The sequence below is a fragment of the Streptomyces daqingensis genome (assembly GCF_014645895.1).
GTDB classification, from domain to species: Bacteria; Actinomycetota; Actinomycetes; order Streptomycetales; family Streptomycetaceae; genus Streptomyces; species Streptomyces daqingensis.
Window position 1 is genome coordinate 126,422 of sequence record NZ_BMMP01000002.1, and the last position, 18,161, is coordinate 144,582.

Genomic DNA, 18,161 nt, shown 5'->3' on the forward strand with positions numbered 1-18,161 from the left:
GGGAGAATGATGAAGAAGAAGAGACTGGCGGTGCGTCTCGCCGCGCCCACCGCCATAGCCGTCGCCGCGATAGCGATACCGTCGCTGAGCGGGACGGCCCAGGCGGGGGCGATCTGCGCCGTGGTGAGCGACGGCACCCCGCTGTACGCCGAGGACAGCGTGGAGGCCAAAGTGCTCGGCACGATGGACGCCGGCGAGGAGGTCGCCGCCACCGGGCCGTTCGACCTGTGGCAGGTCTCCCGCGCCGACAACGGCGAGTTCCTCGGCTACATGCGCCAGGCCGACGTCAGCTGCAGCGGCGGCTGACGCCGCCACCGGCATCACCCTCCGCCCACGTCCCGGCCCCGCGAGCTGAGCGACGGGCGGGACCCGCGGGCCCCGGCCTCCGGGAGGGCTCCGCGGAGGAGGACCCGGCCTACTTGCCCCGGATTTGCGCCAGTTGGGCCGCACCGCTGCGGGGCGAGGTGAGTACCGGGACACCCGGCTCCCCCTCGGGGAGCTTCCCGACAGCGCCCGCCATCGATGCCTGGGCCAGCACCAGCACGTCGTTCTCCGCGGCCAGCCGCTTCGCCTCCCCGGCGATCAGCCGGTCGTGCTCCTCCCCCTCCCCCGCCTGCCGTGCCTCGTACGCGCCGGGGCACGCCGAGGTGGTGACGGTGATCCGCACGCCCTGCTCGGCAGCCCGGCGGCGGATGAGCTCCTCCGTGGGGACGAGGGTCGACTCCAGGGTGGCCAGGACGCCGACGCGGGGCCCGCGGCGCACGGCTTCGGAGGCCATCGGGTCGTCCACCCGCAGCACGGGGATCCCGGCGAGCGCTCGTACCTCCTCCGCGGCGGGCCCGATGGACGAGCAGGTGACGAGCACGGCCTCCGCGCCCGCCGCCTCGGCGTGGCGCACGTAGGCGGCGAGCCTGGCCGTGGTGCGGGGCAGGGGACCGTGTTCGACGGTGTCCGCCAGCAGGCTCTCGTCCACCACGTTGTAGGCGCGCACGTGCGGGGCCGACGCCCGCAGCAGGGGCTCGAACACCGCGGGGAGCGCGGCGACCGTGTGCAGGACGCACACTCTCGGGCCGGGACCGCCGGCCGACTCCGTGGCGGGCCGCCCGGCCGGCTTCCGGGGCTCCGTCTCCGCGTCCGTCATGCCGCTCCGTCCCCACCGGCGGCTTCCGCCGCGTCCCGTCCTGCCGGGGCGGTTCCCGCGCTCGCGGCGGGCGCGTCCCACCAGGGCCTTCCATAGGCGTCGACGGTCTCCCCCAGGCGCCGCAGCCGCTCCAGGCACGGTCCGCCGAGCCGGGCGTCCCGGTCGTGGGCGTCGAGCGCGTCGGTCCACAGGGCACGTCCGGCGAGGAAGCCGGAGGCCCCCGCGCGGCACGCGGCCTCGACGGCGCGCGGGAAGGCGGACGGCTCGACGCCCTGCGAGAGCACGACCCAGGGCACTTCCACGGCCCGGTCGATCCGCTCCGCCTGGGCGGCCGTCTCCGCCACGGTGCCCGTCCCGCCGTCGGGGACCTGGCACTTGTACAACGACGGCCGCAGTGGCGCCAGTTCGCGCGCCGCCTCGACAATGGCGTCGTTCAGCCGGAAAGTATTCGCGCTCTCCTCCTCACGGGTGGGACGTGCCACGGGTTCGAGGACGGAGGCGAGTCCGGCGGCGCGGCACAACTCGATGAACCGGGCGGCGAGTTCGACGCGCCTCTGACGGTGTGCGTCCCGGCGCCAGACGACCAGCAGCTTCAGGCCCCGGGTGCCTTCGGCAGCCGCGGCGGCCGGATCGGCGCTCTCGTCGAGGCCCGTGTCCTCGACGGGCCCGCCGGGCCGCTGGTCGAGGGTGTCGACGGCGAGGATCGGTGCGCACGTCTCCGGGAGTACGGCCTCGTCCATCAGCGCGCGGTAGCCGTAATCACCGTCGATGAGCAGCGCGGAGGCGGCGGGGCCGAGGCGGCGGGCGACCGCGAGCTTGAACTCGGTGAGCGCGGAGTCGGGCACCGCCGCCCCCGTCCCCCCGCGCCCGTCCGCCCCGGGCAGGCGCGCGGCCATCATGGTCCGAAGGGAGTCGCGCTGGTCCATGGCGACCATGGCGAAGGTGCCGGACGGCCGGGCGAGCGCGGCGGGGGCCTTCGAACCGCCCGCCAGGAGTCCTGAGGCGGGCGGGGGCCCGGCGGGTGCCGGAGCGGGGGGTGTGGGGCGGGCGGGCGGCATGGCCTTCTCCTTCGTCGGTGCGGCTTGTCCGGGGGACGGTCAGCTGTCGGGGGGCGGCAGGAGGACCTGCGGCAGGAAGCGCTCCCGGTAGGCGGTCTTGTGCGCGGCGGCGCTGGAGTCGTCGACGTGGAGTGTCCGGCTGGGGGGCGTGATGCCCGCGGGGTCGAGACCGATGGCGGCGCCGCCCCATGCGGCCGCGCCGAGGCAGGGCGCTTCCGCCTCGGTGCACACCTCGGTGGCCCAGGGGCTCACGGCGGCTTTCAGCGCCGTCCACGTGCGCTGCCGCGTCGACCCTCCGAGGAGGGTCACCGCCCGCGGGACGGCACCCGCCAGCTCGGCCTGGACCTCGGCCATCCAGCGTGCGTGGTAGGAGGCGCCTTCCAGCAGCGCCAGCGCCAGGTCCGCGGGGCCGTGCCGCGAGGCCATGCCGTGCACGGCGAGACGGGCGGCGGGGTCGGGGCGGGGAGCGCTGCGTCCCTGCAGGTAGGGCTCGACGGTGATGCCGGTCGGAGGGGCGGGCGACTGCCCCTCCGCCGCGGCGCTCTGCTCGACGAGGCGGGCGAAGTCCCGGTAACGGGCGGTGCGTTCGTCCGCCGAGGGAACTCCGCCGGCGGCAGGCTCGGTGACGCCGCCCCTGGAGTGCGCCCGGCCGTCGACGGCCGCCTGGGCCGCGCCCGCCGGGTGGAGGAAGCGGTCGCAGAACCACTCGACCAGCGCCCCCGACGCCGACATGCCGGCGAGCGTCACCCAGTGGGTCCCGTCGACGTGGCGGCCCCACGACATGCCCTCCGCCGCGGCACGGGCCGGGTCCGGCGGCGCGTCCGAGACGGTGAGGACGGCCTCGGCCGTACCCATGGAGTCGGCCGCACGGCCCGCCCCGCGCGCCCCGCTGATCCAGGCGCCGACGAGATGGTCGTGCCCGGCGACCACCACGTGCGCGCCCGCCCGCAGGCCGAGGCTGCGGGCGACCGACCTGGTGACGGCGCCCACCGGTCGTCCGGGGCCGTGTACGTGCGGCATCTGCGCGGGCGTCAGCCCGGCTTCCGCGAGCAGCTCGGCGTTCCAGCGGCCGGAGCCCGTGCCCGTACCGTGCTCCCATGCCATCGTCCGCTGCGCGAACGTGACTTCGGTACCGACGCGGCCCGTCAGCGACCGGGCGACGAGCTCCGCGGCCCCCGCCCACTGCCGCATGCGGCTCAGGCGCTCCGGGTGGTGCTCCCTCAGCCAGCACCAGCGCGCCAGCGGGACCTTGGCGCTGGGGAGCACTCCCGTCCGGGCGTGCAGCGCCGCCGCGCCATGGGTACGCGCGAGGCGTTCGGCATGCGGCGCGGGCGCCGGATCGGACCATGCGAGCACGGGGCCTATCGGTGCCCCGTGCCTGTCGAGCGGCACGCCCGTCTCGGCCATGCCGGTCAGCCCTATGGTGTCGGGCGCCCGTCCTGCCGCGCGAACGCAGTCCGTGAGCGCACCGAGCGCGGCGCTGGTCAACTCGGCGGCGTCGTAGGAGAGTCCGTCGGCGTTCCGGGGAGTCGGACGCTGGGCCCGGGCGACGACCGAGCCCGTGGGCGTGCACAGCAGGGCCTTGCAGTGGGTGCTGCCGATGTCTATGCCCGCGAGCAGCGGCTCCCGGGGTCTTCCTGCGGGGCGGGCGGTTCCCGCCCGGGTCTCCCTGGCTCCGTTCTGTCCTCCGCCCCGTCCCTTCCCCGTGGTCTTCTCTCCGCCCGCCGTCGTTCCACCGGTGGCCGCGTTCGTCTCGCTGGTCATGGCACCTCCTCCCCGTCCTTACCCGTGCGGCGGGCCGCTGTTACCGCGACTTCCGCCACTGCGGCCCGGGCCCCGGGGGCCCACACCGGCACCCACCGGGACGTCCTACGGCATTGCGGGCACCTCGCCGCTGCGGGCCGCGCGGGCGTACCAGAGGCCGCTGTCCTTCACCGTCCGGCGCCCGCTGCCGCGGTCGAGGTGTACGAGCCCGAAGCGCGGCCGGTAGCCCATCGCCCACTCGAAGTTGTCGATGAGCGACCAGTGGTAGTAGCCCTCCACGGGTGCTCCGGCCTCCAACGCCCGGTGCACGGCGAGCAGATGGTCGTGGAGGAAGCGGACCCGGCGCTCGTCGTGCACGGCGCCGTCCGGTCCGGGGACGTCGTCGAAGACGCCGCCGTTCTCCGTGACCGTCAGCGGGACTCCCGGGTACTCCTCGTGCAATCGCAGCAGCAGCGCGGTGAGTTCGCCGGGGACGATCTCCCAGCCGAGGTCGGTGCGGGGCACTCCCGCCCTGCCCGGCTCCACCTTCCAGGGCCACGGGCCGTCCTCCGGCCCGGCCGCGGCGCTGACGACGCGGCGCGTGTAGTAGTTGACGCCGATGAAGTCGCTTCCCGCGGCGATCCTCTCCTCGTCACCGTCCCGTACGAAGTCCAGCTCCCCCGCCGCGTCCTCCCAGTGGCGCCGCATGTCGGCCGGATAGCCGCGGCCGTGAACGGGTTCGAGGAACCAGCGGTTGACGTACCCGTCGGAGGCGTGGGCCGCCGCGCGGTCGGCGGCGCTGGAAGGGTCGGCGGGCTGATGGGGGAAGAGGCTGTAGGCGATGCCCGCACGCGCGGCGCTGCCGTGGCGGGAGGCGCGCAGCGCGGTGACGGCCAGGCCGTGCGCGAGCAGCAGGTGGTGCATCGCCTCCACCGAGCCCCGCAGATCCCTCTCCCCCGGCGCGTGGAGGCCGAGTTGGTGTCCGAGCAGGCCGGCGATCCAGGGCTCGTTGACGGTGACCCAGTCCTCGACGCGGTCGCCGAACGCCTCGAAGCAGACGGCGGCGTACTCGGCGAAGGCCTCCGCGGTCTCCCGCGCGCGCCAGCCGCCCCTGTCCTGGAGCGGCTGCGGCAGATCCCAGTGGTAGAGCGTGACCAGCGGCTTGATGCCCCGGTCCAGAAGTCCGTCGACGAAGCGGTCGTAGTGTGCGATGCCGCGCGGTTCCACGCGGCCCGTGCCCTCGGGGACGATGCGGGGCCACGCGAGGGAGAAGCGGTGGGCGCCGGTGCCCAGCCGGGCCATCAGGTCCAGATCGTCGGCGCTGTGCTGGAAGCGTGCGTAGAAGTCGCATGCCTCGTCGCCCGTGTCGCCGTTCTCGACGGCGCCTGGAACGCGGCAGAAGCGGTCCCAGATCGACTCGCCGCGGCCGTCGGCGGCCGTCGAGCCCTCGACCTGGAAGGCCGAAGTGGCCGTGCCCCAGCGGAAATCGGCGGGGAAACGCACAGCGCCGGAGGCCCTGCCCGCCGCCGTACGGGCGTCGCGTCCGGTCACATCTCCTCCTGGAACTCTGGGAATTCGCGGGCCGTCTCGCACGCGTACAGCAGCACCCCGGCCGACCAGGCGTGGGAGAGGGTGAGCAGCATGCCCTTCGCCTGGAAGCACTCGGTCTGGTAGAAGCGTTCGCTGACCATGCCGCGGTAGGCGTTGAAGTCGCCGTCCGCGCGGGCGACGAACTGCCGGAAGCAGTCGAGGTTCTCGCGAGCGGAGCGCAGGTAGTACGGATCGCCGAGGTGGCGTGCCAGCCGTACGGTCTCGGGCAGGCAGATCAGCCCGAAGGCGTGCAGGTGCTGGTTGGAGGGGGACGCCTGGTCGGCTCCGCGGGTGCGGAAGCCGTACTGCCCGAGGAGCGTGTGCGGGCCGAAGTGGACGTCGTAGGTGTAGCGGAAGGTGAGGGTCCAGTCGGCGGCGCGGCGGGCGAGGTCCAGCCAGCGGGGGTCGCCGGGGTCGGCCTCGTGGAGCAGCGTGTAGGCGATGAGCGCGTTGTAGCCGTCCTCGGAGGTGGGGGCGAGGGAGACGTCCTCCGGGGCGCCGCACAGGAACTCGGCCCGTACGTCGGCGGCGTAGTGGGCGGCGGCCCGGCGGGCGGCGTCCAGCAGGGCGGGCTCCCGGAAGGCCCCGGCGGCTTCGACGAGGGCGGGTATCCAGGCCAGTCCCGCTCCGCCCTCGTGGTCGAGGGGCGCGGCGGTCCCGCTGTCGTGCGCGGCGGGCAGGCGTCCGGTCCGCGGGTCCTGTCCCGCGGTCGCGGCGGCGAGGTTCGAGCGCACAGCGTGCTCCCAGCCGGGGTGTTCGGCTCCGCGGGCCCGTTCGGCGGTGAGCGCGCGCAGCAGGAAGAGAGTGGCGTCGCCGAGCGTGCGGGCGTGCAGCCTGCGCCTGTCGGGGTGCCAGCCCACGTTCCAGCCGTCGCGGCGGGTCCACTGGCCCCAGAACGTGCCGCCGGGCGTGAGGTTGCGGGCGATGTGGTCGAGGACGCCGGTGGCCGCGGAGGCCTGGTCCGCGTTCCCGGTGCGGCGTGCGTGCAGCAGCAGCGCGTGCGCGTAGGGGACTCCGCTGATCCACGAGACGTGCATCGCCTGCCGGTCGCCTGCCTCTCCGACCGCTTCGCGGTCGAACGCCGCGGTCTCCAGCAGGACGGGCGGGTCCGGCCGGTAGTGCCACTCGTGCAGCCCGTGGGCGGAGAGCTCGGCGGCCTCGTCCAGGCCGACCCAGGCCGCGGGCCGGCGGTCGCCGGGCGCCGTCTCGTGCAGGGTGCGCAGGACCGGGGCGTACGCGTGCGGGTCGTCGTCGAGAAGGTGCAGGGTGAAGGGAAGGGTGTGCGTCTCGTCGCGCTCCCACACGTGGGTGGGCGCCTCGGCGGGACGGGGGACGTCGCTCCCGTAGTAGCTGAGCGGCTCCTCGCGGTACGGGGCGTGGAGCCGCAGCGCGGGCCGCCCGCCCGGCAGGAGCGCGAAGCCCACGCCGCTCTCGCCGAGCGCGGTGCGTTCGCCGGTGAGGGCGAGGGCGGCGCCGCCCCGGCCGTCGCGGGCGAAGACGGCGGGGGTGGCGCAGCGGTCCGCGCGGAACGACCAGGCGTCGGACGTCATGCCCGCCACGTCGCGGGTGCCGGGCTCGTATCGGGGGTAGGGGCGGGTGCAGTCGGGGAGGCGGTTCTCCCCGTAGAACAGGCCGGGTATCAGCCAGCCCGGTGCCTGGCCCTCGTCCAGGGTGCCGAGTCGCAGTTCGACGCGTATCCCGGCGCTGACGGGTCCGGGTGCGACGCGGCGGACCGTCACCGATCCGTTCCACGCGGCGCGTGCCGTGGCGTCGGACGCGGAGGGTTCCCCTTCCGGCGGCTCCAACGCGGTGAGCCGCAGCGCCGCTTCGAAACCGTCGGCCGTGCCGTAGGCGCACACGCTGCCGTCGGCGTGCCGTTCGACGGTGCGGGCGGGGACGGGCAGGTGCTCGCCGTCCTCCGTCAACAGGGTGACGACGGCGGTCAGTTCGGCGGTACCGTCGGCAGGACCGCGCAGCAGCAGGCCCCCTTGCCCGCCCCGCACGAGCAGCGGGTCCTCCCGGGGCGGCACGGCGTCGGGGGGAAGCGCGAACTCGCCGGAGGCGTCAGAGGAGTTGTCGGTCACGGACGTTCCAGCCTTCCAGTCGTACGGTCCGGCCCTCCGGGGGCGCCGCCCGCCAGGCCACCTCCACCTCGGCGTACTCCCGGGGCGCCAGATCGAGCATGTTGTCCGAGAAGACGGCCCAGCCCTCGGACTCGTACGGGCGGGCGTCGGTCAGATACAGCCCGAGCGCCGCCGGACCGCCCAGGTGCCGGAGCCGCACCAGGCCGGCGCGCTCGCCTGCGGCGGTCTCCAGCCGGGCCTCCACGCGTGCTTCGGGCAGGCCGGTCAGCGGGGCGAGGTCGGCGGTGCGGCTGTGCAGCCAGCGTGAGCGGGCGAGCACGCGGCCTCCGCGTCCCCGCAGCTCAAGGTCGAGCAGGAAGAGCGGGCCCGGCAGCACGGCGAGCGAGGCGGTGAAGTCGCCCGCCCGCGCGGCCGGTACGGAGGTGGGCGGGCTGTCCCCGGCGGGCTCGCCCGCTGGCAGCACCTCCTCGGCGTGGACGGTGCCGTCGGTGTCCATCAGGCGGACGGCGACGGTGCTGCCCTCCTGGCGCGGCGACTCCTGCTGCCATGACCACACTTCGGCCTCGAACCGCTCCCGCCCCTGCCAGACCTGCGTAGCGAAACGGGCGCAGACATGGGCGGGCCGGTAGGCGCGGCGCACCGCGTGGTACCCGGACTTGGGGTCGCCGCGGTGGTCGACGGCCGCCGTGCACCATGCGTTGGGGAAGGGCTCGTTGAACTGCCAGGGGATGCTCCCGGCGGCGCGCGGCGCCCGGCGCAGCGTGGCCTCGACGGCGTACCGCAGCCCGTCGTACTGGAGTTGCCGGCTCGCCCGTCTCATCGTGGCGACGTCCGCGGGCCGTTCGCCGAAGGCGCTTCTCACGAGCGGGGTGTTGTTCCACCACGCGCCGAGGTGCTCCATGACGAAGTTGTCGCGGCCCGTGGGCCATCGCGCGTCCGGCGGTACGACGTGCTCCCAGGTGCGGGCGTTCGCCATGCCCTCCACGCCGAACTCGCTGTGCAGCAGGCAGGTCTGGGCGTCGTAGAGCTCCTGCTGGGCGCCGGGCCCCTGGTGCTCCCAGGGGCCGTGCACGTCATGCTGCGCGTCGGGGCCGCCGGGGCCGCGCTCGCCCCGCGCGGGCCGGTACAGGAAGTCGCGTCCGGAGGGCGATCCCGGCAACCAGGCGCGGGACGGGTCGGCTTCGGCCACCGCTGCCGCGAGTGCCGCGACGGCGGGGCTGTCGCGTTCCGTCAGGGGACGGGCCGCGGCCGTATCGTGGAGCTCGTTGCCCGGCCCCCACACCGCGAGTGCCGGATGGTGCCGCAGCGGCGGCAGCAGGGCCCGCGCCTCACGCTCCAGCAGCCGCACGTAGGCCGCGTCGTCGGCGGGGACGCTGTCGATGCCGGAGCTGGAGAGGCTGAACTCCTGCCACACCAGGATGCCGAGGCGGTCGCAGAGCCGGTAGAAGTCCTCGCTCTCGACGAGTCCGCCGCCCCAGACGCGCAGCAGCGTCACGTGGGCGTCGGCGGCCAGGCGCAGCAGATGCTCGAGGCGCTGCGGGCGCGGCACCCCGTACTGGGCGTCCACCGGCACCCAGTTCCACCCCTTGGTGTGGATGCGGCGGCCGTTGACCTCCAGGGTGTAGGGCAGCGCGCCGACGGGGCCACCCGGGTTGGTCACGAGCCGCAGCCGCCGGAAGCCCGTCGCAGCACTGTGCGTCCCGGCGACACCGCCCTTCTCGTCGAGGAGCGTCAACTCAACCCTGTACAGCGGCTGTTCGCCGTGCCCGTTCGGCCACCACAGGGCCGGTTCCGGGACGCTCAGCTCCACGCCGGTGCGGGCGCTCCGCCCGTCGGCTGTCTGCCGTCCCTGCGCGACGACCGTTCCGGACGGGTCCCGCACGGTCGCCGTCAGCGTGCCGGGGCCCCCTTCGGTGACGGCGTCGGCCCGTACGAGACCGGCCCTGCCCGTCTCGTCGACGCTCGCGCCGACGGCGGCGGAGACGAGCCGCAGCGGACCTGCCACCTCGAGGGTGACGGGCCGCCAGATGCCCTGATGGACCATCCGGGGGCAGAAGTCCCAGCCGTAGCCCATGCGGGACTTGTGCTCGCGGACACGGTCCGTGCGTCCCACCTGCGGCTCGGACGGCGGGGCCGGGTGGACGGCGACGGCCAGCAAGTGGGTGCCGACGTCCGCGAGTTGCGCCGTCACGTCCACGTCGAAGGCGAGGAACATGCCCTTGTGCGCGGCGACTTCACGTCCGTCGAGCAGGACGGTGCACTCGTGGTCGACGCCGCCGAAACGCAGCAGGGCGCGCTCGCCGTCTTCGAGCGGCGCCGGCAGCCGCAGCTCGCGGCGGTAGAGCCAGGTGCGCTGCGGAACCCATTCGCAGGCGAGGCTCTGCGTGCCCCGGTACGGGTCGGGCACCTGCCCCGCGCGGTGCAGGTCGTCCAGCACCGAGCCGGGCACGCGGGCCCCGAACCAGCCGGGTTCGTCCGGCGGGCGGCCGGGACCGCACTGCCAGCGCCACACGTCGCCGAGGCAGCCGCGCAGCTGCCAGCCGTCCCCGAGCGGCACGGTGTGCCTCATCCGCCCGCCGCTCCGCCGCCCTGGTCCACGCCGGAGGCGCCGTCCCGTTCTATGCCGGAGGCGCTGTCCTTGTCCGAGGGGCCCGCGGGCGGGCCGGCCGGGGGCTCCGGGTCGTCCTGCGCGTCCGCTTCGAGGGGCAGCTCCAGCAAGTCCGTCTCGGTGACGGGCAGTCGCGGATCGCGGGGCACGCGGAACGTCTTGATCTCGCAGGGCCCGAAGGCGGCTTCGAAGGACCGCTCCCCGAGCATGGGCAGCGAGATGCGCGCCGTCGCGGCACGTCCCGCCGACTCGCAGGCGCGCACGACGACGTCGCCGCTGCCGTCCTCGTCACCCTTGACCACGGTGACGAGCACGCTGCCGCCGCCGTCGTCCGCGTACGCCGCGCGCTGCGGCAGCGGCCCTTCGTGGAAGGTCTCCAGCAGTGCGAACGCGGACTGGTTGAGCTCCGCCGCCCGGCGTACGGGGTCGGCCGTCCGCCAGTCCTCACCGTGCGGGATCAGCAGCATGCGGAACTCCTGCCGCCCCTGGTCGAGATACTCGTACACGCCGTCGGGGTCGAGCTGCTGCGGCTCGTGCCAGGCGTAGACGGGGCTGCGCAGCGCGGTCATGCCGATCTCGCCGCCGAGCACGTCGTGCCCGTACTTGCAGTCGTTGGCGACGGCGAGTCCCGCCCGGCGCCCGTCGGGCAGGGTGCCGGTCACGTCCACCCAGGCCTGCGCCGGCTCCTCCGTGCCGTCAGGAGTGCGCTCCAGATGCCCGTAGGGGATCTCGTGCGTGGCGGTGACGTCCGAAAGCGCCGTCGGGAAGCGGAGCTTGAGGAGCTTCAGTTTCTCCTGCCAGTCCACCGTGGTCCGCACCTCCACGTGCCGGGAACCGGCGGAGAGGACGAACTCCTCCGCCAGCAGCGAGCGCTGGTAGCCGCTCTCCACCCGCAGCACGGCCCGCACCGGCCCGCTCTCGACGAGCCGCACGCGCGTGCAGCCGAAGGCGCCTTCGGCCTTGTCGTACGCGCGCACCCGGTGCCCCCAGGTGTCGGAGGGGTCGTCGACGACGACGGCGTGCGGTCCCGGACGCGCGGGCAGCAGCTCCGTCCCGGCGTCCTTGTCGTACAGCGAGCTGAGCCACCCCGTCGACGGGTCGATCTCCAGGCGCAGATGCTCGTTCTCCAGGCCCGTGTCCGTGGCGTGCACCGGGGTGCGTCCGGCTGCGGGGTCCTGCCGGCTGCCGGGCAGCAGGTGGTACACGCGGTGGCCCAGCGGGGGGACGGTCGCCGGGAAGGTGATGCGGGCGCGGCTGCCGGCCATGACGACCTCGGAGCGCGTGTGCTGCAGGGGTACGGGCGTGCCCTCGTCGTCGGTGAGGGCGGCGCCCGCGGCGTGCAGGTACTCCGCCTCGACGTCGGTGCGCAGCTCCCACGGGTGGGGGTTGAAGACCACCAGCGGCTGCGTCCGCTCGCGGAGCGGGATGTCGATGCGGCGGGCGACGGCCTGGACGGAGCGGTTGAAGACCTCGGCCGCGAGGGAGCGGGCGCGGCCGTAGTCGTCGCGGGCGTCCTCGTAGGCGGAGCGGATCGAGGTGCCGGCCAGGATGTCGTGGAACTGGTTGAAGAGCACCAGCTTCCAGGCCTCCGCGAACTTCTCCAGCGGGTACTCCTCACCCGTCACGGCTCCCGCCACCGCCGCCCACTTCTCGGCGCGCTGCAGCTCGTTCTCGGCGCGGCGGTTCCACTGCTTGACGCCCGAGTGCGAGGAGTAGCAGCCGGGACCGTGGTGCTGGAGCTCTCCCGCGTGCACGGGGGTGTCCTCCCGGCCGCGGATGCGCTCGAAGTACGCCTCGGGGTGGCTGAGCCGCAGGGCTGGGAGCCCGCCGAGCGCGTCGAGCCGCCGGATGCTCTCGATGTTGGCCTTCGTCGGCCCTCCGCCGTGGTTGCCGACGCCGTAGAAGACCATCAGCTCCGGCTCGTCGGGCGGCATCAGGGCCAGCGACTTGTCGAGGTGGCCGCCGATGTCCTGCCCGGGGCTGCAGTACTCGTTCGGCAGGCGGTAGGCCAGCACGCGGGAGCCGTCCGGGGACTCCCAGTGGAAGAACTGCCCTGGCAGCACCTGCTCGTGAGGTCCGGGACGCAGGAACATGTAGCCGTCCATGCCGGCTTTCCGCAGCAGCTGGGGCAGCATCGCGTTGTGCCCGAAGGGGTCGAGGTTGCAGCCCACGGTCGAGGCGGTGCCGAACTTCTCCAGCAGGTACCGCTGCCCGTACAGCGCCTGCCGCACGAACGACTCGCCCGACGGGATGTTGCAGTCCGGTTCGATCCACCAGCCGCCGACGACCTGCCAGCGCCCCTCCGCGACACGCTTCCTGATGGTGGCGAACAGCTGCGGATCGTGGCGCTCGATCCACTCCAGGTACATCACGGAGTCGCAGGTGAAGACGAAGTCGGGGTACTCGTCCATGCGGTCGGCGGCGGACCGGAAGGTGGCGCGGATCTCCTGCAGCCCCTCCGGCCAGCGCCACAGCCACACGGGGTCGATGTGGGCGTTGCCCACCATGTGCAGGGTCCGGGAGCGGGAGGCGGGGTGGGACGCGGTCATGCTGAGGTCTCCAGCCGGTCGGTGTCGTCGGCCGCGGCGTCCGCGGCCCGGTCCGCACGGGGGGCGGCGGCTGCGCCGGTGCCGGCCGCCCAGGCGTCCACCTGCTCGCTGAGCAGGTGGAGCAGCATCAGATGCATCTCCTGGATGCGGGCGGTGGCCGTCGCCGGTACGACGAGGCTGTGATCGGCGTGCTCGGCGGCGGGCATGCCGTGCTGCTCTCCCCCGCAGAACAGCACGGTCACGGCGCCCGCCGTCCGCGCCTCGGCCAGGCCGCGCACCACGTTGGGCGAGCGTCCGGAGGTGGTGAAGCCGATCACCATGTCACCCGGACGTGCCAGGGCCCGCACCTGCCGGGCGAACAGCTCCTCGAAGGAGTAGTCGTTGGCGATGCAGGAGACCACCGAGGGGTCGGTCGTCAGGGCGACCGCGGGCAGCGGCCGGCGTTCGCGGAGGTAGCGGCCGATGAGTTCGGCCGCCAAGTGCTGGGCGTCCGCGGCGCTTCCGCCGTTGCCGAACGTCCAGAGGCGGCCCCCGGTGCGGAACACCTCGGTCAACTCGTCGGCGACGGCGTGCAGTCGGGGCATCAGTTCGCGGGTGCGTCCGGCCACGGCGAGGTGGTCGTCGAGTTGCTGGGCTGGCGTCTCAGGCATCTTGCGGTCTCGCTCCAGGTCAGGGCCGTGCACGGGTCTGCTCGTATGCGTCGCGGGTCATGCGGGGGTCTTCGAGGACGAGGCGAGGGTGCCGTCCTCGGGTCGGGCGCCGGGTGCCGGCAACCGCTCGAAACCGATGGCGGCGGCGCCCAGGACGCCCGCCCGCTCCCCTCCCGCAGCGGTGACGACGCGCGCGGCGCCGGCCGCGGGACCCATCGCGAGGCGGGCGACGTTCTCACGGACGGGAGGCAGCAGCAGGTCGGCCGAGCGCGTCACGCCGCCTCCCAGCACGACCAACTCGGGTTCGTAGAGGTTGACGATGGTGGTGAGGCCGCTGCTCAGGGCGTCGGTCGTCTCGTCCCAGACCCTGCGGGCGAGCGGATCGCCCTCGCGCGCCGCGGCGGCGACGTCCTCGGCGGTCAGCGGATCGGCCACCCCGAGCAGCGTCGGCTCGCCCTCCCGGTGCGCGCGCGCCACCGCTTCGCGGGCCCGCTCGGCGATGGACGTGCCCGAGGCGTACGCCTCCAGGCAGCCCGCACGCCCGCATCCCGCGCAGCGGCGCCCGTCCGGGCGGACGGTGACGTGGCCGGGCTCCCCGCCGTTGCCGGCGGCGCCCCGGTACGTGCGGCCGTCGATGACCACGCCGCCCCCGATGCCGGTGGAGACAGTCAGGTACAGCAGGTGGCGGGTGCCGCGTCCCGCGCCGAAGCGCCACTGACCGGCCGCGCCGGCTGTGCCGTCGTTGTCCAGAACGGCGGGCAGCCCGTACGCCTCCCCGGCGAGCCGTGTGACGGGCACGTCGCGCCAGCCGGGCAGGTGGGGCGGTGCGATCAGCGTGCCCTCGGACGAGTCGAGCGGGCCGCCGCAGCCGATGCCGGTGCCCAGCAGCCGCACGGGCTCGCTCCCCGCCGCGGCCAGGACGCCCCGGCCCAGCTCCAGCAGTCGCTCCAGCCCGGCCCGGGCGCCGTCCGCCGCGCCGGTGGGGCATGTGCCGTAGGAGAGTACGGTCCCGTCGGCGCGTACGACGCCGGCGGCGAGTTTGGTGCCGCCGATGTCCAGGGCGAGCACGGCCTCATCCGTGTCTCGCCCGTCGGTTCCGGCGTGGTCGTCCGGTCTCATCAGCCTTTCCGTCCTTGGGTCGCGATGCCTTCCGTGAAGTGCTTCTGGCAGAGGAAGAACGCGATGATCATGGGAACGGTGACGATGACGCTCGCGGCGGCGACGATCTCCCAGCGCATCTCGCCGCCCTCGCCGAACTGGTCCAGCACCGCCTTCAGTCCGCGGGGGACGGTGTACAGCTCCGGATCGCGCAGGTACACCAGCGGACGCACCAGGTCCGTCCACGAGGCGTGCACCTCGAAGATGAAGGTCACCACGAGCGCCGGACGGCACAGCGGCACGGCGATCCTCCAGAACATCCCCCAGTAGCTGGCCCCGTCGATGCGCGCCGCCTCGAAGAGTTCACGCGGCAGCCCGAGGAAGAACTGGCGCAGCAGGAAGATGTAGAAGGCGCTGCCGAACAGGTTCGGCGCCCACAGCGGTATCTGGCTGCTGGCCAGGTGGAGTTCGTTCCACACCAGGTACTGCGGAATCATCAGGACAACCGCGGGCAGCATCATCGTGGAGATGACGAGCGCGAACAGGGCGTTCCTGCCGGGGAACCGGAAGTAGGCGAAGCCGAAGGCCACGATCGCGCTGCTGACCGTGACGGCCACCGCGGCCGCCAGGGTGACCACGGCGCTGTTCCACACCCACGTCAGCAGCGGGACCTCGCCCCAGATGTCGGCGTAGTTCTCCCACTGGACGACCTTCGGGATCAGCGCGTTGTCGAAGACGTCCTCCGACGGCTTCAGGGAGGCGCTGACCAGCCACAGGAACGGATAGATGAAGATGACGGAGGTCGCGGTGAGCGCGGTGATCCGCAGCGCCCTGCCCAGCGGCCCGGCCTTCTCCCGCGGGTGCCGCAGCCGCTTGGTCCGCACGGGCGTCTCTGCGGGTTCGCGGGCGGGCGCGCTCTCCGGTGCCGGCGGGCCCGCGGGCGGCGTCGTCAGCTGAGTCATGGCTGGTCACCCTCGTAGTAGACGAACCGCTTGCTGAACTTCGCCTGGAGCAGGGTGATCACGAGGATCACGAGGAAGAGCAGCCAGGCGAGTGCGGAGGCGTATCCCAGATGCATGTACTGGAACGCCTGCTGGAAGAGGTGGACGACGTAGAACAGCGCGGCGTCGTTGCCGTAGGTCTGGGAGTTGGCCGACCCGAAGAAGGCCGTGTAGGCCTCGGTGAAGGTCTGCAGCGAGGCGATGGTGTTGACGATGAGGGTGAAGAAGAGCGCGCCGGAGATCTGCGGCAGCGTCACGTGGACGAACGCCTGCCAGCGGCCCACCCCGTCGATCTCCGCCGCCTCGTACAGGTCCTGCGGAACGTTCTTCAGCGCGGCCAGGTAGATGATGACGGTGGAGCCCACCGACCAGAGCTGGGTGAGGACGAGTCCCGGCTTGATCCAGTCCCCGTCGGTCGTCCAGCTCGGGCCGTCGACGCCGGCGAAACCCAGCACGGTGTTGATCAGACCGACGTTGCCGTTGAACAGCAGCAGGAAGAGGATGCCGACGGCGACCGACGGTGTCATCACCGGCAGGTAGAAGAGGGTGCGGAAGAGGCCCGTCGCCCGCCCCACCCTCACCAGCAGCACGGCGAGGGCCAGCGCGATCGCCATGGAGAGCGGCACCCTCAGCACCGTGAACAGCAGCGTGTTCATCAGGGACTTGGCGACGTCCGGGTCCTCGAAGAGCTGCTGGTAGTTCGCGGTGCCCACGCCCTGCGGGGCGGTGATGCCGTCGTAGTCGGTGAAGGAGAGGTAGAGGGTGGCGAGCATCGGCCCCGCGGTGAGCACGACGAAGCCGAAGATCCACGGCGAGAGGAAGCCGTAGGCGGCGCGCGTCTCGCGGCGGCGCCAGGACGCGCGCCAGCGGCGGGCCCGCTCGCGCCGGTCCGCGGCCCGGTCCGCGGGCGGCCGGGCGTACGGCGTGTGCTCCGTTCCGGGGGCCTTCGCCGTGACGTCGCTGGCGGCTGCCGGCTCCGCGCCGGAGGGCGGGCTCGCGGTCTTGTCGGGCACAGCCATCACTTCCGCCCCTGGTTGGCGATGTCGAGGGCGCTCTGCGCCTCCCGCTGGGCCTGTTCGAGCGCCTGCCGGGGTGTCTGCTCGCCCGAGAGGACCCGGTTGCAGGCGTTCTGCCATGCCTGCTTGAACTCGGTGCCGGCGGCGTTGGCGGGGACGGCGAAGCCGGATTCCTGGATGTCGTACAGACGGCGGGTCGCCTCGTCGAAGGACTTCTCACCGGTCGGCTTCCACACCTCGGACTCGATGATCCTGTCCGCCTCGCGGTTCCCGCTGAAATCGCCCGTGTAGTAGGCGTCGTTGCCGCGGACCTCCTTCGCCTTGGTCTTCGCCGCCTTCACCCAGGAACGCGTCGACGTCATCGACTCGATGAAGGCGCAGGCCTCTTTCACGTGCCTGCTGCCCTTGGGGATGGCCCAGCCCGTGCCGGAGACGTAGTTGACGGGTTCGCCGTCGCGGTCCTTGAAGTAGCCGCTGCCCAGGTCGACTTCGGGTGAGGTGTCACCGAGGACGGAGAGGTACCAGTCCTCCATGGGGTAGGCGCCCACCTGGTGCTCGGCGATCTGGTTGGCCCGGCCGAACTGGTCGAAGGAGTCGCGCAGCGCCTTGAACTTCCCCCAGCCGCCCTGCACTTCGATCAGCCGGGACGCGTAGCTGAGGGCTTCGACGACCCGGGGGCTGTCGAGCCGTGCCGTCCGCCCGTCGTCGCTGATGAGGGAGCCGCCGTTGGCCTTCACCCACAGCGGGAAGAACTCGGGGATCTTGGGGTCGAAGCCGATGCGGGTGAGTTTCCGCCCCTGGCGCTCCTGGAGTTCCGCGGTGAGGCGGCGCAGCCCCTTCCAGTCGGAGGTGTCCACGTCCGACGGGCTGTGGCCGGCCTTCCTCAGCACCGAGGCGTCCATGAGCAGGATGCGGTTGTCGAAGCTGTCGGGCATGGCGTAGACGGCGCCGTCCAGCGTCGCCTCCTCGATCGCGGAGGGCTGGTACTTCTCCAGGTCGATGTCCTCCCGGCGCAGGCAGTCGGTCAGCGGCAGCAGAGCCCCGCGTGCCGCGTACCCGCCGACGAGCGTGCGGTCCATGTTGACCACGTCGGGAGGGTCCCCCGCGGCCACGGCCGAGAGGAACTGCTGCTCGTCGAAAGCGCCCTCATTGACCTGGAGTTCGACTCCGTCGAGCGCTTTGCGCGCGTCGTCGACGCGGGATGTGGCGATGGCGTCGCCGAGTCCGAAGCCCATGGTGATGAAGGTGCCGGAGGAACCGGCAGCGCTCACACCGCCGCACGCGCTGACCGGCAGCAGCCCGAGAACGGCGGCGAGTGTGCACGCGGCGCGGCGCGTTCGCCCTGGTGGTGCCGCCATATCTCTCTCCTTCGAGCAACTGGCCGACACGGCGCGGTGGTTGGGGAGACGGAAAGGCACGGACGCGTCCCGCACGCCCCGGAGGGACCCCGTGCAGGCATGTGGCATCGATGCCATGTGAGAACGTAACCACACGGGGTGGAGGCGTCAATGCATCGGACGCGCTCCCTTGTCCGGCTCCCCAGGCCCGGCCCTCGGGGCCGCTCGGCGGTACGGAGCGGGACCGCCCGGACACACGTCGGGGGCGGCCGGACGGCCGCCCCCT

At 73.4% G+C, this 18,161-nt stretch carries 13 protein-coding genes; 1 reads left to right on the forward strand and 12 read right to left on the reverse strand.

Annotation, left to right across the window (positions count from 1 at the left end; all coding sequences use genetic code 11):
• Positions 1-9: 9 nt before the first annotated feature.
• Entirely contained in the window at positions 10-306 is a 297-nt protein-coding gene (locus tag IEY56_RS02950) for a hypothetical protein (protein WP_189035457.1), read from the forward strand.
• A gap of 109 nt (positions 307-415) precedes the next feature.
• Here the strand turns inward: IEY56_RS02950 and IEY56_RS02955 are convergent, their stop codons facing one another.
• The 12 genes from IEY56_RS02955 to IEY56_RS03010 form a co-directional block, all read right to left on the reverse strand.
• A complete protein-coding gene (locus IEY56_RS02955) occupies positions 416-1,141 on the reverse strand; it encodes an aspartate/glutamate racemase family protein (RefSeq protein WP_189035458.1) in 726 nt (241 codons plus the stop codon).
• Positions 1,138-2,199 (reverse strand): hypothetical protein, encoded by a 1,062-nt coding sequence (locus IEY56_RS02960; protein ID WP_189035459.1) that lies wholly within the window; start codon positions 2,197-2,199, stop codon positions 1,138-1,140. Before IEY56_RS02960 ends, IEY56_RS02955 begins: the two co-directional genes overlap by 4 nt.
• A 39-nt stretch (positions 2,200-2,238) precedes the next feature.
• Complete coding sequence (locus IEY56_RS02965; RefSeq protein WP_189035460.1) at positions 2,239-3,963, reverse strand: FGGY-family carbohydrate kinase; 1,725 nt, start codon at positions 3,961-3,963, stop codon at positions 2,239-2,241.
• Positions 3,964-4,068: 105 nt separating this feature from the next.
• Positions 4,069-5,493 (reverse strand): GH1 family beta-glucosidase, encoded by a 1,425-nt coding sequence (locus IEY56_RS02970; protein ID WP_189035461.1) that lies wholly within the window; start codon positions 5,491-5,493, stop codon positions 4,069-4,071.
• Positions 5,490-7,616: a hypothetical protein gene (locus tag IEY56_RS02975; RefSeq protein ID WP_189035462.1), complete on the reverse strand. Its 2,127-nt coding sequence runs from the start codon at positions 7,614-7,616 to the stop codon at positions 5,490-5,492. The genes IEY56_RS02970 and IEY56_RS02975 overlap by 4 nt, the downstream gene beginning before the upstream one ends.
• A complete protein-coding gene (locus tag IEY56_RS02980; protein ID WP_189035463.1) occupies positions 7,597-10,185 on the reverse strand; it encodes a glycoside hydrolase family 2 protein in 2,589 nt (862 codons plus the stop codon). The genes IEY56_RS02975 and IEY56_RS02980 overlap by 20 nt, the downstream gene beginning before the upstream one ends.
• Positions 10,182-12,773 (reverse strand): alpha-mannosidase, encoded by a 2,592-nt coding sequence (locus tag IEY56_RS02985; RefSeq protein ID WP_189035464.1) that lies wholly within the window; start codon positions 12,771-12,773, stop codon positions 10,182-10,184. The genes IEY56_RS02980 and IEY56_RS02985 overlap by 4 nt, the downstream gene beginning before the upstream one ends.
• Positions 12,770-13,423, reverse strand: a complete 654-nt coding sequence (locus IEY56_RS02990) for a D-sedoheptulose-7-phosphate isomerase (RefSeq protein WP_189035465.1) — start codon at positions 13,421-13,423, stop codon at positions 12,770-12,772. The genes IEY56_RS02985 and IEY56_RS02990 overlap by 4 nt, the downstream gene beginning before the upstream one ends.
• Before the next feature lie 57 nt (positions 13,424-13,480).
• Positions 13,481-14,542, reverse strand: a complete 1,062-nt coding sequence (locus IEY56_RS02995) for an ROK family protein (RefSeq protein ID WP_189035466.1) — start codon at positions 14,540-14,542, stop codon at positions 13,481-13,483.
• The gene (locus tag IEY56_RS03000; protein ID WP_189035467.1) at positions 14,542-15,483 is read right to left on the reverse strand and encodes a carbohydrate ABC transporter permease; all 942 of its coding nucleotides are present in this window, start codon (positions 15,481-15,483) and stop codon (positions 14,542-14,544) included. The genes IEY56_RS02995 and IEY56_RS03000 overlap by 1 nt, the downstream gene beginning before the upstream one ends.
• Positions 15,480-16,541, reverse strand: coding sequence for a carbohydrate ABC transporter permease (locus IEY56_RS03005; protein WP_189035468.1), 1,062 nt, complete (start codon positions 16,539-16,541; stop codon positions 15,480-15,482). The genes IEY56_RS03000 and IEY56_RS03005 overlap by 4 nt, the downstream gene beginning before the upstream one ends.
• A complete protein-coding gene (locus IEY56_RS03010; protein ID WP_189035469.1) occupies positions 16,541-17,896 on the reverse strand; it encodes an extracellular solute-binding protein in 1,356 nt (451 codons plus the stop codon). Before IEY56_RS03010 ends, IEY56_RS03005 begins: the two co-directional genes overlap by 1 nt.
• Between the last annotated feature and the right edge of the window lie 265 nt (positions 17,897-18,161).

Coding starts and splice junctions, on each gene's coding strand:
- IEY56_RS02950 (WP_189035457.1), top strand. CDS start 10: ATGAAGAAGAAGAGACTGGCGGTGCGTCTCGCCGCGCCCACCGCCATA.
- IEY56_RS02955 (WP_189035458.1), bottom strand. CDS start 1,141: ATGACGGACGCGGAGACGGAGCCCCGGAAGCCGGCCGGGCGGCCCGCC.
- IEY56_RS02960 (WP_189035459.1), bottom strand. CDS start 2,199: ATGCCGCCCGCCCGCCCCACACCCCCCGCTCCGGCACCCGCCGGGCCC.
- IEY56_RS02965 (WP_189035460.1), bottom strand. CDS start 3,963: ATGACCAGCGAGACGAACGCGGCCACCGGTGGAACGACGGCGGGCGGA.
- IEY56_RS02980 (WP_189035463.1), bottom strand. CDS start 10,185: ATGAGGCACACCGTGCCGCTCGGGGACGGCTGGCAGCTGCGCGGCTGC.
- IEY56_RS02985 (WP_189035464.1), bottom strand. CDS start 12,773: ATGACCGCGTCCCACCCCGCCTCCCGCTCCCGGACCCTGCACATGGTG.
- IEY56_RS02990 (WP_189035465.1), bottom strand. CDS start 13,423: ATGCCTGAGACGCCAGCCCAGCAACTCGACGACCACCTCGCCGTGGCC.
- IEY56_RS02995 (WP_189035466.1), bottom strand. CDS start 14,542: ATGAGACCGGACGACCACGCCGGAACCGACGGGCGAGACACGGATGAG.
- IEY56_RS03000 (WP_189035467.1), bottom strand. CDS start 15,483: ATGACTCAGCTGACGACGCCGCCCGCGGGCCCGCCGGCACCGGAGAGC.
- IEY56_RS03005 (WP_189035468.1), bottom strand. CDS start 16,541: ATGGCTGTGCCCGACAAGACCGCGAGCCCGCCCTCCGGCGCGGAGCCG.
- IEY56_RS03010 (WP_189035469.1), bottom strand. CDS start 17,896: ATGGCGGCACCACCAGGGCGAACGCGCCGCGCCGCGTGCACACTCGCC.